We start from the raw sequence: 13,814 nt of genomic DNA on the forward strand, positions 1-13,814 counted from the left end.
CGGCATAAAAAAAGAGGCCCTGAGGGCCTCTTTTTTTATGCGCTGCTAAAGGTTTGCGGCAGTTATATCTTGCCCAGCAACAACAGGATCAACAGCACCACCAGGACAACGCCGATGATGCCCGAGGGGCCATAACCCCAGCTTCTGGAGTGCGGGAAGACAGGCAGGCCGCCCACCAGCAGGAGGATCAGGATGACGATAAGAATGGTGCCCATGTCGATTTCCTTATTAGTGTTTTCTGGAATGACCGTAGCTTTTCAGTTCGCCGCTCAATGGTTAAGGCGTTGAGCGCTTAAAGACTCCGACTGGTCGCCGACACGGAAGATTCCAAGTTTTTTTAGTGTTTTTTCCGTCCCCGCTTATTTCCTTTACGCGTGTCTCCCGTAGGGCGTCGTGCCCAGGGTTTGCCTGGGGCATTCAGCACCCTGATGGTGCGTGGGCGGGCCGATTTCCTTCGCTACACTGCGGCCCAACTTCCCCAGAACAACAAGGCAACTTTTATGCAAAATCGCATGATGATTACCGGCGCCGGTTCCGGCCTGGGTCGCGAAATAGCGCTGCGCTGGGCCCGTGAGGGCTGGCAGTTGGCCTTGTCGGACGTCAGCGAACCGGGCTTGCAGGAAACCCTCAGGCTCGTGCGCCAGGCCGGTGGCGACGGGTTTGTCCAGCGCTGCGACGTGCGTGACTACAGCCAACTGACGGCGTTCGCCCAGGCCTGCGAAGAGAAGCTCGGTGGCATCGATGTGATCGTCAACAACGCCGGCGTGGCCTCGGGTGGCTTTTTTGCCGAGCTGTCCCTGGAGGACTGGGACTGGCAAATCGCGATCAACCTCATGGGTGTGGTCAAGGGCTGCAAGGCGTTCCTGCCTCTGCTGGAAAAAAGCCGCGGCAAGATCATCAACATCGCCTCCATGGCCGCGCTGATGCAGGGCCCGGCCATGAGCAACTACAACGTGGCCAAGGCCGGGGTGGTGGCGTTGTCCGAGAGCCTGCTGATCGAGTTGGCGCAGCAGGAAGTGGCGGTGCATGTGGTGTGCCCCTCGTTCTTCCAGACCAACCTGCTGGACTCTTTCCGTGGCCCGACCCCGGCGATGAAGGCCCAGGTGGGCAAGTTGCTGGAAAGTTCTCCCATCAGCGCCAGCGACATTGCCGACTACATCTACGAGAAAGTCGCGGCCGGCGAGTTCATGATTCTGCCCCACGAGCAGGGGCGCATGGCCTGGGCGTTGAAGCAGAAGAACCCGCAGTTGCTCTACGACGAAATGACCCAGATGGCCGACAAGATGCGTGCCAAGGCCCGTCAAGCGGCCAACTGAACTTGCCCGCCCGCCGCTGCCTCGTTAGGGTTGCCACCTTCGGCACCCCTAACGAGGCGGATTCATGCTCAATTACCTGTGGTTTTTTCTCGCGGCGCTGTTTGAAATCGCCGGGTGCTATGCCTTCTGGATGTGGTTGCGCCAGGGCAAAAGCGCCTGGTGGATCATCCCCGCGCTGCTGAGCCTGACCCTGTTCGCCCTGCTGCTGACCAAGGTCGAAGCCACCTACGCCGGCCGTGCCTACGCGGCTTACGGCGGTATCTACATCATTGCGTCCATTGGCTGGCTGGGGCTGGTGGAGCGCATCCGCCCCTTGAGTTCGGATTGGCTGGGTGTGGCCCTGTGCGTGGTGGGTGCCGGCATCATCCTGTTTGGCCCGCGTTTTTCCAGTGTCTGAAACCTTACCTGCGCACGCGGTGCAAGCGTATTGAGTGCATAGGAATAGCCCTTGAAGGCTGTAGGTGTGTTCAAACCGCTGCGAAAAGCAGCGTTTGAAAGAAATTTCTGTAGGGGTTGGTTCGTCGTGGCGTAGGGGATGACTGTTTTGATGCTGGCGCATTGAAGGCAGTGGATCCAGCGGGCATCTTCAAGGCCCGGTTACCCTAAAGGACTAGTGCCATGCTTGTATTGAGCCGCGTTGTCGGCGAGCTGATTTCCATCGGCGACAACATCACCGTACGCATACTTTCCGTCAACGGCAGCAATGTTCGCTTTGGCGTCGAGGCGCCGAAAAACGTCGAGGTCCATCGGGCCGAGGTGTATGAACGCATCATCGCCCGCCAGGGCGCCAAGAGGACCCAGGGCCAGGGTTAGTCGAACAGGGCCTTGGGCACGTCATGCTTGAGCATCAGTTGACACTGCTGGCTCTCGGGGTCGAACACAATCAACGCCTGCCCCTTGGTCAACGCCTGGCGAACGCGCAGCACGCGGGTTTCCAGCGGCGTGTCGTCACCGTTGTCGGTGCCGTCACGGGTGACGAAGTCTTCGATCAAGCGGGTCAGGGTGTCTACTTCGAGTTGGTCGTGGGGGATCAGCATGGGCGCCTCGGCGGTGCATCCGCGAAAAGTGGTAGATATTAACAGCATTCATCCGGCGCTCCGGCCCTAGCCTCGCTCATGCAGATTGACTGCAATGACGAACTAGGAAACCCCTCAGATGAATGCATGGATTGCACGTTTCACCCCCCGCCACCCGGGCCTCGTCGGCCTGTTGTTGAGTTTTTGCCTGGCGCTGCCACAGGCCCGCGCGGCCACGATTATCACCCTGGACCGTGGGCTGTTCAGCCTGCGTTATGACTGTGATAACCGCACGGCCCTGCGCTTCGCTTACCGGTTGACGGCAGACAAAGGCAACGCGCCGCGCCCCCGTGGCTTTGAACTCGACCCGAGCTTGCCGGGCCATTGCCAGCAGCAGTTGAGCGCCGCGTCCTACGACCGCGTGGCCAAAGGCTGGGACCGCGGCCACCTGGTGACTTCCAATCATTTGGATCACAACCCGCGCAGCATTGCCCTGACGCACCGCATGACCAACATCGTGCCGCAGTGGCGCTCATTCAATCAGGGGGTGTGGCGCCAGACTGAGGAAATCGCCGAGTGCTATCGCGACCTGGCGCCGGTGCAGGTTTACGGCGGGGTGCTTTACAACGACCCGCGCAACGACCACTTCCTGGCCTCCCACGGTATCCGCACCCCGGATTACTTCTGGAAGACCCTGGTCACTAAGGACGCCGCCGGGCGCACCCAGACCCTCAGTTGGCTATTTCCCAACGTGCCGGGCCTGGGGCCGCTGGACAGCTACATCGTCAGTATCCGCGCCCTGGAAAAACGCATAGGCAAACAAGCGGTGGGCATCACCTTGCCCTACGCGCTGAAAACCCGGGTGGCGACGCGCAGTTGGCCGCTCCCGAAAAACTGCCAACCCGGCTAAGCCCCGTCAGCCGTCGCGTTTTGGGCCTACCACGCTGTCCACCGAGGGCACGCGGGTGTCGCTTTCCATTTGCGCGTCGTGCTCCAGTTGATGGCTGAAGCGGTCCAGGGAACCCTGGGCCGGTTGGGCGTCGCTGGCGAACACCGGCGGGCTGAGGATGTAGGCGCCCAACAGGCGGCTGAGGGCCGCGAGGCTGTCGATGTGGGTGCGCTCGTAGCCGTGGGTGGCATCGCAGCCGAAGGCCAGCAGGGCGGTGCGGATATCGTGGCCGGCGGTGACCGCCGAATGGGCGTCGCTGAAGTAGTAGCGGAACAAGTCGCGGCGCACCGGCAACTCGTTGTCGCCGGCCAGGCGCAGCAAATGGCGCGACAGGTGATAGTCGTACGGCCCGCCCGAATCCTGCATGGCCACGCTCACCGCGTGCTCGCTGGAGTGCTGGCCGGGGGCGACCGGGGCGATGTCGATGCCGACGAATTCGCTGACGTCCCAGGGCAGGGCCGAGGCCGCGCCGCTGCCGGTTTCTTCGGTGATGGTGAACAGCGGGTGGCAGTCGATCATCAGGCTCTGGCCGCTGTCGACAATGGCCTTGAGCGCCGCCAGCAGCGCCGCCACCCCGGCCTTGTCGTCCAGATGGCGGGCGCTGATGTGGCCGCTGTCGGTGAATTCGGGCAAGGGGTCGAAGGCGACGAAATCGCCAATGCCGATGCCCAGGGAATCGCAATCGGCGCGGGTGGCGCAGTAGGCGTCCAGGCGCAGCTCCACGTGGTCCCAGCTGATGGGCATTTCATCCACCGCCGTGTTGAACGCATGCCCCGAGGCCATCAGCGGTAACACGCTGCCGCGGATCACGCCGTTGTCGGTGAACAGGCTGACACGGCTGCCTTCGGCAAACCGGCTCGACCAGCACCCCACCGGCGCCAGGCTCAGGCGCCCGTTGTCCTTGATCGCCCGCACGCTGGCGCCGATGGTGTCCAGGTGCGCGCACACCGCTCGGTCGGGGCTGTTTTGCCGGCCCTTGAGCGTGGCGCGAAGGGTGCCCCGGCGAGTCAACTCGAACGGGATGCCCAGCTCCTCCAGGCGCTCGGCGACGTAGCGCACGATGGTGTCGGTAAAACCGGTGGGGCTGGGAATGGCGAGCATTTCCAGCAGGACTTTCTGCAAGTAGGCGAGGTCGGGTTCCGGGATGGTACGGCTCATGGAAACTCCTGGGTGGGGAAGGGGGATCTGTGCGGGGCCATCTGTAGGAGCCGTTCAGTGTGGGAGCGGGCTTGCCCGCGATGGCTGCATAGAAATTCAGTCGAGATGTCGACTGAGCTGCTGTCATCGCGGGCAAGCCCGCTCCCACAAAAAAACCGACAAGCGCAATTTCTGCGCAGGCCCGCTCTTAAAGCCTCAGCGGCTATGGGGAAACAACAAATCCACAAAGCGCTCGGCGGTGGGTTGGGGTTCGTGGTTGGCCAGGCCGGCGCGTTCGTTGGCCTCGATAAACACGTATTCGGGGCGGTTGGCGGCGGGCACCATCAGGTCCAGGCCCACCATCGGGATGTCCAGGGCGCGCGCGGCGCGCAGGGCGGCATCGATCAGGGTGGGGTGCAGCATTGCGGTCACGTCTTCCAGGGTGCCGCCGGTGTGCAGGTTGGCGGTGCGGCGCACGGCCAGGCGTTGGCCGGGGGGCAGGATGCTGTCGTAGTCGTAGCCGGCCGCGTGCAGGGTGCGCTGGGTTTCGGCGTCCAGGGGGATTTTGCTTTCGCCGTCGGTGGCGGCCTGGCGCCGTCGGCTCTGGGCTTCGATCAACGCGCCGATGCTGTGCTGGCCGTCGCCGACGATGTGCGCCGGGTGGCGGATGGCGGCGGCCACCACCTCAAAACCGATCACCAGGATGCGCAGGTCCAGGCCCTCGTGGAAGCTTTCCAGCAACACGCGGCTGTCGAACTGGCGCGCGCTGTCGATGGCCTGCTGCACCTCTTCGATGGTGCACAGGTCCACCGCCACGCCCTGGCCCTGTTCGCCGTCCAAAGGCTTGACCACTACCCGCGTGTGCTCGTCGAGAAACGCCAGGTTGTCGTCGGCATTGCCCACTCGTTGCTGGGCCGGCACGTTCAGGCCCGCAGCCTTGAGCACCTTGTGGGTCAGGCTTTTGTCCTGGCACAGGCTCATGCTGATGGCGCTGGTCAGGTCGCTGAGGGATTCGCGGCAGCGCACCCGGCGCCCGCCGTGGGTGAGGGTGAACAGGCCACTGTCGGCGTCTTCGACTTGCACGTCGATGCCGCGGCGGTGGGCTTCTTCGACAATGATCCGTGCATAGGGGTTGAGCTCGGCGCTTGGCCCCGGCCCGAGGAATAGTGGCTGGTTGATGCCGTTCTTGTGCTTGATGGCGAAGGTGGTGAGGGTGCGAAAGCCCAATTTGGCGTAGAGCTGCTTGGCCTGGCGGTTGTCGTGCAGCACCGAGAGGTCGAGGTAACTCAGGCCCCGGCTCATGAAGTGCTCGATCAAATGCCGTACCAGCACCTCGCCCACCCCGGGCCGCGTGCAGTGCGGGTCCACCGCCAGGCACCAGAGGCTCGAACCGTTCTCCGGGTCGTGGAACGCCTTGTGGTGGTTCAGGCCCATGACGCTGCCGATCACCGCGCCGCTGTCTTCGTCCTCGGCCAGCCAGTACACCGGGCCGCCCTCGTGGCGCGGGGTCAGGCGTTGCGGGTCGACGGGCAGCATGCCGCGCGCCTGGTACAGCGTGTTGATGGCCTGCCAGTCCGCCTCGCTTTGCGCGCGGCGAATGCGAAAACCGCGAAACACTCGGGTGGCCTGGCGGTAGTCGGTGAACCACAGGCGCAGGGTGTCGGAAGGGTCGAGGAACAACTGCGCCGGTTCCAGCCCCAGCACCTGTTGGGGTGCGGCCACGTAGAGGGCGATGTCCCGTTCGCCGGGCGCTTCGTGAAGCAACTCGCAGGCCAGGCTGGCGGGGTCGGGGAAGGTGTGGCCGATGAGCAAGCGGCCCCAGCCGCAATGCACGGCGATGGGGTCGGGGCCGGGTTCGCTGCCGTCTTCGGCAAAACGCGCCTGTAAGCGCTCATAGGACGGCGTCTGGCCGCGCAACAGGCGTTGGCTGTAGGCGGAGGCATGGGGTTTCATCGGTCAGATTCCTTGTTCGCTGAGCCATAGGTTCAGCGCGGCCAGTTGCCACAACTTGGAGCCGCGCAGCGGCGTCAACTGGCCCTGCGGGTCGCTGAGCAAACGGTCGAGCATGGCCGGGTTGAACAGGCCACGATCCTGGCTGGGGTCGAGCAGCAACTCGCGCACCCAGCCCAGGGTGTCGCCTTGCAAATGCTTGAGGCCAGGCACCGGGAAGTAGCCTTTCTTGCGGTCGATCACCGCGCTGGGGATAACCCGCCGCGCCGCTTCCTTGAGCACCTGCTTGCCGCCGTCGGGCAGCTTGAACCGGCCGGGCACCCGTGCCGACAGCTCCACCAGGCGATAGTCGAGGAACGGCGTGCGCGCCTCCAGGCCCCAGGCCATGGTCATGTTGTCGACCCGTTTGACCGGGTCGTCCACCAGCATCACCGTGCTGTCCAGGCGCAGGGCCTTGTCCACGGCGGCCTCGGCGCCGGGCTGGGCGAAGTGCTCGCGCACAAAATCCCCGGCCGCGTCGTTGGCGGTCAGCCACTGCGGCTGCACGGTGGCCGCGTAGTCGTCGTAGCTGCGGTCGAAGAACGCCTCGCGATAGGCCGCGTACGGGTCGCTGGCGCCGTCCACCTGTGGGTACCAGTGATACCCGGCGAACAACTCGTCGGCGCCCTGGCCGCTTTGCACCACTTTGCAGTGCTTGGCCACCTCCCGCGACAGCAGGTAGAAAGCAATGCAGTCGTGGCTGACCATCGGCTCGCTCATGGCGCGGAATGCCGCCGGCAGTTGCTCGATGATTTCTTTTTCGGCGATGCGCAACTGGTGGTGTTCGGTGCCGTAGTGCTGGGCGATCAGGTCCGAGTATTGGAACTCATCGCCCCGTTCGCCGCCGGCATCGGCAAAACCGATGGAGAAAGTCGACAGTTGCTCCACGCCCACCTCGCGCAGCAACCCCACCAGCAGGCTGGAGTCCACGCCGCCGGAGAGCAGCACACCCACCTCCACCGCCGCCCGTTGGCGAATGGCCACGGCCTCGCGGGTGCTGTCCAGCACGCGGTCGGTCCAATCCTCCAGCGTCAGGTGCTGCTCATCGGCACGCGGGCCGTAGGCCAGGCTCCACCAGGTTTTTTGCTCGGTGCGGCCATCGGCGTCGATGCGCAGCCACGTGGCGGGGGGCAGTTTTTCGATGCCCGCCAGCAGGGTGCGCGGCGCCGGCACCACGGCGTGGAAGTTGAGGTAGTGGTTGAGCGCCACCGGGTCCAGCAGCGGGTTGATGTCACCGCCCTTGAGCAGCGCCGGCAACGTGGAAGCAAAGCGCAGGCGCTGGCCGGTGCGCGACAGGTACAACGGCTTGACGCCGAGACGGTCGCGGGCGATGAACAGACGCTGCGCGTCGCGTTCCCAAATGGCGAAGGCGAACATGCCGTTGAGCTTGGGCAGCAGGTCGGCGCCCCAGGCGTGGTAGCCCTTGAGCAGCACTTCGGTGTCGCCGCCGGAATAAAAGGCGTAGCCCAGGCCTTCCAGCTCGGTGCGCAGTTCGGGGAAGTTGTAGATCGCGCCGTTGAAGGCCAGGGACAGGCCCAGTTGCGCGTCCACCATCGGCTGGGCCGAGCCGTCCGAGAGGTCCATGATTTTCAGCCGCCGATGGCCCAGGGCAACCGGCCCCTGGCTATGAAAACCCCAGGCGTCGGGGCCGCGAGGGGCCAGGTGATGGGTGATTCTTTCCACCGCTGCCAGGTCGGCAGGGTGGTGATCGAAACGTAACTCGCCAGCTAATCCGCACATAAATTCCTTACCGGTTTTTCCGTTGGGGAGGGGCATTCGTGCCGGCGCCAAAACAGCGCGGGCAAGGAAACTGACCGGTGTCGAACCTGGGAGTTTTAGATCGATCCGTTATAAGCGGCCGCGGCGCAAGCGCGTGGGCCGGCGCATCGGGTAGTAAATAGTTGCGCCCTGGGCCGGTGCGCCGAGTGTTTTAGTAAGCCGCGCCGTGGGTTCTTCAGCAGGGGCGCGCAAGGTTGCTCGCCAGGGTTCGCGGCTTAATCAGGAGCGAACACAGTGGCAAGGCAAGACCGCGCGGTTAACCCCCCATCGACCGTTTCGCGGGACGAACAATTGGCGGCATTGCTGGACATGACCGGCGATCTGGATAACGCCGGTCCTGCCCGAGAACCTGGCGCCGTGGTTGCTGCACGCCCACGGGCAAGACCTGCAGGAACTGCGAACCAACCTCCACAACCTGCACGATTTTCAGCGGCGCACCGAGGCCGCAATGCGAGGCTTGGTACCTGCGCTTGAGTATTGCCGTTCGCTGTTAAAGGCCACCTGGGTATCTGTAGCATTCCCGAGCGCCGCTGAGCGCGTGGGCCTCAGGCCTTGCCGCGCACTAGGGCGCGCAGGGCGAAGCGGTTGGGGTGGCAGGCCTGGGCCACGTCCTTGGGCACGGGCAGGGGTTCGTCATCCAGCCATGCCGCCAGCAACTGCGCGGCCAGCGGCGCGGTAATCAGGCCGCGCGAGCCGTGGCCGCTGTTGACGAACAACCCGTCAAGCCACGGGCAGGGCACATCGGGCACCTGACGGGCGTCCTTGGCCAATGCGGCGTAGGCCTGGGCGAACGCGGGCAGGTCGGCCAATGGGCCGACGATGGGCAGGTAGTCGGGGCTGGTGCAGCGGAACGCGGCGCGGCCCTGGAGTTGGGCCGGGTCCAGTTGCCCGGCGTGCAGGCGCTGGAAGAGGTCGCTGGAAATGGCCTCCAGCAGTTGCAGGTTGCTGGCGTGGTCGGCGGCAGTGGTGGCGCTGTCCTGGCTCTTGAAATCGAAACTGGCGCCCAGGGTGTGTTCGCCGCCGCGCACCGGTGCCACGTAGCCTTCGGCGCAAACCACCGTGGCCAGGCTTTGGCTGGTAGCGGTGGCGGGCAACCGGGTGATCTGCCCGCGGATGCGCTTGAGGGGCAACCCGGCGCTTTGGCTGAAACCCTTGATCTCGGCGGCCCCGGCCAGCACCACCACGGGCGCCTCGGCCAGTACCTGCTCGCCCGCCAGGGCTTGCCACTGGCCGTCAACCTTGCGCAGCGCCAGGGCTTCATGGTGGGTCAGCAATTCGATCCCCGGTTGGCTGGCCAACCACTGGCACAGGGCCGGCGGATGTACCCAGCCGCCCTCGGGGAAAAACAGCCCGCCGTGGGCCAGTTCCACCCCGGCCAGGGCTTGCGCCTGGTCGCGGTCTAGCAAGTGCAGCAGGTCGGGGGCGAAGGCCTCGGCCAATTGGCCCTGGCGCTCGGCTTCCTTGGGGTCGAACGCCAGTTGCAGCACGCCGCAGGCGTCCCAGTCGTGGCCGCGTTGCAGTTGCTCCAGCAGGCGCCGGGTGTGGCCGAAACCGCTGACGATCAAGCGCGACAACGCGGTGCCGTGGGCCGACAGCTTGAGGTACAGCACCCCTTGCGGGTTGCCCGAGGCTTCCTGGGCCACGGCGCCGTGACGCTCCAGCAGGGTGACCTGCCAGCCCCGCGCCGCGAGGCTGGCGGCGCTGGCGCAACCGGCCAGGCCGGCACCGATCACCAGGGCCCGGCGCTCGCCGTGGGGCGGCGCAGGGCGGGCGAACCAGGGTTTGCTGGCGGCGGGCGGTGCCACGTCGGCGGGCCAGCCGAGAAACTCGCCGCGCAGGATCTCCCACTTGTGGCCGATGCCCGGGGTGCGCTTCATCTTGAACCCGGCGCCGTTGAGCAGGCGCCGTACCCAACCGGTGCTGGTGAAGGTGCTGAGGGTCGCGCCGGGGGCGGCCAGGCGCGCCAGTTCGGTGAACAGTTCGGCGGTCCACATGTCAGGGTTTTTCGCTGGGGCAAAACCGTCGAGGAACCACGCATCGACCTGGCCATCCAGTTGCGGCAATTGCTCCAGGGCGTCGCCGATCAACAGGGTCAGGCTGACCCGGCCATGGCCCAGGATCAGGCACTGGAAGCCGGCGTGGATCGCCACGTATTGCGCCAGCAACTGCTCGGCCAACGGCTGCAACTCGGGCCACAGGGCCAGAGCCCGGCTCAGGTCGGCGTGGCTTAAGGGGTATTTTTCGACACTGACAAAATGCAGCCGCGCCCCGGCCGGCGCCTGTTGCTCGAACAACTGCCAGGCACAGAGAAAGTTGAGCCCGGTGCCGAACCCGGTTTCGCCAATCACCAGCCGCCCGTGGGGCGCCAGCGCGGCGAAACGCTCGCCCAAGCGGTTTTGCTCGATGAACACGTAGCGGGTTTCGGCAAGGCCCGATTGGTCGGAGAAATACACGTCGTCAAACACCCGCGAGTGCGGGCGACCTTGGTCATCCCAGTCGATCTGGGCGTGGGGCAGGGCAGTGGTCATGGTCGGCTCGGCTACGGCAAGGGCGCCATTCTAGCCGATCAGGGTGGTGGCGATTGATCCATGGCAAGGTGGGCGCTGATCCAAGGGCGGAAAATCCGCGGCCTGCTGTGCGTCCCGTCCGGGGAAGGGGGTGGATTTTGTTCCACCGCCGCCCTATGCGATCCGCTAGTCTTGCTCAATCTTGGAAGGGAGCCGCTCATGTTTGAATCCGCCGAAATCGGTCACGCCATCGACAAAGACACCTACGACGCCGAAGTGCCGGCCCTGCGCGAAGCTTTGCTCGAAGCCCAGTTCGAGTTGCAGCAGCAGGGCCGCTTTCCGGTCATCGTGCTGATTAATGGCATCGAGGGGGCGGGCAAGGGCGAAACCGTCAAGCTGCTCAACGAGTGGATGGACCCGCGCCTGATCGAGGTGCGCACCTTCGACCAGCAGTCCGACGAAGAACTGGCCCGCCCGCCGGCCTGGCGCTACTGGCGCCTGCTGCCGGCCAAGGGGCGCATGGGGATTTTCTTCGGCAACTGGTACAGCCAGATGCTCCAGGGCCGGGTCCACGGGCGCTTCAAGGACCCTGGCCTGGACCAGGCCATCGGCGGTGCCGAACGCCTGGAGAAAATGCTCTGCGATGAAGGCGCGTTGATCTTCAAGTTCTGGTTCCACCTGTCCAAGAAGCAAATGAAAAACCGCCTCAAGGCCCTGCGCGACGACCCGCTGCACAGTTGGCGCATCAGCCCGCTGGACTGGCAGCAGTCCGAAACCTACGACCGCTTCGTGCGCTTTGGCGAGCGGGTGCTGCGCCGCACCAGCCGCGACTACGCGCCCTGGTACGTGATCGAAGGCGTGGACGCCCATTACCGCAGCCTCACCGTGGGCAAGATCCTGCTCGAAGGCCTGCACGCGGCGCTGAGCCGGCCCAAGGTCAACCCCGACCGGGTCAGCGCCGCGCCGCTGCCGCCGAGCATCGACCAACTGAGCCTGCTGGGCAGCCTGGACATGAGCCAGCGCTTGGACAAAGCCGACTACGAAGAGCAACTGATTACCGAACAGGCGCGCCTGTCGGGGTTGATGCGCGACAAACGCATGCGCAAGCACGCCTTGGTGGCGGTGTTCGAGGGCAACGATGCGGCCGGTAAGGGCGGCGCGATCCGCCGCGTGGCTGCCGCCCTGGACCCGCGCCAGTACCGCATCGTGCCCATCGCCGCGCCCACCGAGGAAGAACGCGCGCAGCCGTACCTGTGGCGCTTTTGGCGGCACATTCCGGCGCGGGGCAAATTCACCGTGTTCGACCGTTCGTGGTACGGCCGGGTGCTGGTGGAACGGGTCGAAGGCTTTTGCGCCAAGGCCGACTGGATGCGTGCCTACGGCGAAATCAACGACTTCGAGGAACAACTGAGCGATGCCCGGGTGATTGTGGTCAAGTTCTGGCTGGCCATCGACAAGCAGACCCAGCTCGAACGCTTCCAGGAACGGGAGGAAATTCCCTTCAAGCGCTTCAAGATCACCGAAGACGACTGGCGCAACCGCGAAAAATGGGACGACTACCGCGCCGCCGTCGGTGACATGGTTGACCGCACCAGCACCGAAGTTTCGGCCTGGACCCTGGTGGAAGCCAACGACAAGCGCTGGGCGCGGGTCAAGGTGCTGCGCACGATCAACCAGGCGTTGGAAGCGGCCTTTGTCCGCTCGGACAAGCAGGACAAAAAGAAATAACCCTACGTGTAGCAAGCCCGCTTTTTACAAGGGGGCCGGCCTACCCAATGGTTTTGCATACGCCCGATGAATGATTGTCGCGGTCGGCGCGCCCGGGGATTTACTCTCGGGCCACTCTCAACCGACAACAACAATCCCGAGGTGTGGCATGCGTGAAGTAGTGATCGTCGACAGTGTGCGTACCGGCCTTGCCAAGTCCTTTCGCGGCAAGTTCAACCAGACCCGCCCCGATGACATGGCGGCCCATTGCGTCAATGCGCTGCTGAGCCGCCACGGCATCGACCCGGCCAGTGTCGAGGACTGCATCGTCGGCGCCGGCTCCAACGAAGGTGCCCAGGGCTACAACATCGGGCGCAACGTGGCGGTGCTGTCGCGCCTGGGCACCGGCACGGCAGGCATGACCCTCAACCGCTTCTGCTCCTCGGGCCTGCAGGCGATTGCCATCGCGGCCAACCAGATCGCCTCCGGGTGCAGCGACATCATCGTCGCCGGCGGGGTGGAATCCATCAGCCTGACCCTCAAAAGCGTCAACACCGACCACCTGATTAACCCGCAGCTCAAGGAGCAGGTGCCGGGCATCTACATGCCCATGGGCCAGACGGCCGAGATCGTCGCGCGGCGCTACAACGTCAGCCGCGAGGAACAGGACCTGTACGCCCTGCAAAGCCAGCAACGCACCGCCCAGGCCCAGGCCGACGGCTTGTTCGACGATGAAATCGTGCCCATGGCGGTCAAGTATGCGGTCGAAGACAAGGCCAGCGGCCAGGTGCAGATACTTGATGGCGTGGTCGAGCGCGACGACTGCAACCGCCCCGACACCACGTTGCAGAGCCTGGCCGGGCTCAAACCGGTGTTCGCCGAAGACGGCTCGGTGACGGCGGGCAACTCTTCGCAGCTGTCCGATGGCGCTTCCATGACCCTGGTGATGAGCCTGGAAAAAGCCCTGCAACTGGGCCTTAAGCCCAAGGCGTTCTTCCGCGGTTTCACCGTGGCCGGTTGCGAACCGGACGAAATGGGCATCGGCCCGGTGTTCTCGGTGCCCAAATTGCTTAAGGCCAAAGGCCTGCAAGTGGCCGACATCGACCTGTGGGAACTCAACGAAGCCTTCGCCTCCCAGTGCCTCTACGCGCGCAATCGCCTGGAAATCGACAACGCCAAATACAACGTCAACGGCGGCTCGATTTCCATCGGCCACCCCTTCGGCATGACCGGCTCGCGCCAGGTCGGCCACCTGGTGCGCGAACTGCAACGGCGCAACCTGCGCTACGGCATCGTCACCATGTGCGTGGGCGGCGGCATGGGCGCTACCGGGTTGTTTGAAGCGGTGCGTTGAAGCGCTACAAGCCCTGCAATTATTGAATGGGTCTTATGTGGGAGCGGGCAGGCCCGCTCC

The 13,814-nt window shown here is 64.7% G+C and carries 12 protein-coding genes; 6 read left to right on the forward strand and 6 right to left on the reverse strand.

The window, feature by feature from the left end:
- Positions 1–62: 62 nt before the first annotated feature.
- Positions 63–221 (reverse strand): DUF3309 family protein, encoded by a 159-nt coding sequence (locus AC19YR_RS01725; protein WP_169858239.1) that lies wholly within the window; start codon positions 219–221, stop codon positions 63–65.
- 279 nt (positions 222–500) lie between these two features.
- On the opposite strand from AC19YR_RS01725, the gene AC19YR_RS01730 reads away from it, so the two are divergent.
- The 3 genes from AC19YR_RS01730 (at position 501) to csrA (ending at position 2,129) form a co-directional block, all read left to right on the forward strand.
- Complete coding sequence (locus tag AC19YR_RS01730; protein ID WP_095107304.1) at positions 501–1,316, forward strand: SDR family oxidoreductase; 816 nt, start codon at positions 501–503, stop codon at positions 1,314–1,316.
- A 64-nt stretch (positions 1,317–1,380) separates the two neighbouring features.
- Positions 1,381–1,713: a YnfA family protein gene (locus AC19YR_RS01735; protein ID WP_095107306.1), complete on the forward strand. Its 333-nt coding sequence runs from the start codon at positions 1,381–1,383 to the stop codon at positions 1,711–1,713.
- 221 nt (positions 1,714–1,934) lie between these two features.
- Entirely contained in the window at positions 1,935–2,129 is a 195-nt protein-coding gene (gene csrA, locus AC19YR_RS01740) for a carbon storage regulator CsrA (protein ID WP_095107307.1), read from the forward strand.
- On the opposite strand, the gene AC19YR_RS01745 is transcribed toward csrA, so the two are convergent.
- Positions 2,126–2,353 (reverse strand): YheU family protein, encoded by a 228-nt coding sequence (locus AC19YR_RS01745; RefSeq protein ID WP_095107308.1) that lies wholly within the window; start codon positions 2,351–2,353, stop codon positions 2,126–2,128. The genes csrA and AC19YR_RS01745 overlap by 4 nt on opposite strands.
- A 118-nt stretch (positions 2,354–2,471) precedes the next feature.
- On the opposite strand from AC19YR_RS01745, the gene AC19YR_RS01750 reads away from it, so the two are divergent.
- Entirely contained in the window at positions 2,472–3,242 is a 771-nt protein-coding gene (locus tag AC19YR_RS01750; RefSeq protein WP_500596908.1) for a DNA/RNA non-specific endonuclease, read from the forward strand.
- A 6-nt stretch (positions 3,243–3,248) separates the two neighbouring features.
- Here the strand turns inward: AC19YR_RS01750 and AC19YR_RS01755 are convergent, their stop codons facing one another.
- The 4 genes from AC19YR_RS01755 to mnmC all read right to left on the reverse strand — a co-directional run bounded on the left by AC19YR_RS01755 (position 3,249) and on the right by mnmC (position 10,714).
- Complete coding sequence (locus AC19YR_RS01755) at positions 3,249–4,439, reverse strand: osmoprotectant NAGGN system M42 family peptidase (protein WP_095107311.1); 1,191 nt, start codon at positions 4,437–4,439, stop codon at positions 3,249–3,251.
- 195 nt (positions 4,440–4,634) lie between these two features.
- Positions 4,635–6,371, reverse strand: coding sequence for an N-acetylglutaminylglutamine synthetase (gene ngg / locus AC19YR_RS01760; RefSeq protein ID WP_095107312.1), 1,737 nt, complete (start codon positions 6,369–6,371; stop codon positions 4,635–4,637).
- A gap of 3 nt (positions 6,372–6,374) precedes the next feature.
- Positions 6,375–8,147 (reverse strand): N-acetylglutaminylglutamine amidotransferase, encoded by a 1,773-nt coding sequence (locus AC19YR_RS01765; RefSeq protein WP_095107314.1) that lies wholly within the window; start codon positions 8,145–8,147, stop codon positions 6,375–6,377.
- A 584-nt stretch (positions 8,148–8,731) separates the two neighbouring features.
- Positions 8,732–10,714, reverse strand: a complete 1,983-nt coding sequence (mnmC, locus tag AC19YR_RS01770; RefSeq protein ID WP_500596909.1) for a bifunctional tRNA (5-methylaminomethyl-2-thiouridine)(34)-methyltransferase MnmC2/FAD-dependent 5-carboxymethylaminomethyl-2-thiouridine(34) oxidoreductase MnmC1 — start codon at positions 10,712–10,714, stop codon at positions 8,732–8,734.
- A 198-nt stretch (positions 10,715–10,912) separates the two neighbouring features.
- Between mnmC and pap the strand changes: the two genes are divergently transcribed.
- Together pap and AC19YR_RS01780 are read left to right on the forward strand one after the other, a co-directional pair.
- Complete coding sequence (pap, locus tag AC19YR_RS01775; protein ID WP_095107318.1) at positions 10,913–12,421, forward strand: polyphosphate:AMP phosphotransferase; 1,509 nt, start codon at positions 10,913–10,915, stop codon at positions 12,419–12,421.
- A gap of 148 nt (positions 12,422–12,569) precedes the next feature.
- Positions 12,570–13,754: a thiolase family protein gene (locus AC19YR_RS01780; protein ID WP_095107319.1), complete on the forward strand. Its 1,185-nt coding sequence runs from the start codon at positions 12,570–12,572 to the stop codon at positions 13,752–13,754.
- The last annotated feature ends 60 nt before the right edge of the window (positions 13,755–13,814 follow it).

The organism is Pseudomonas sp. MF08817 (genome assembly GCF_059862705.1).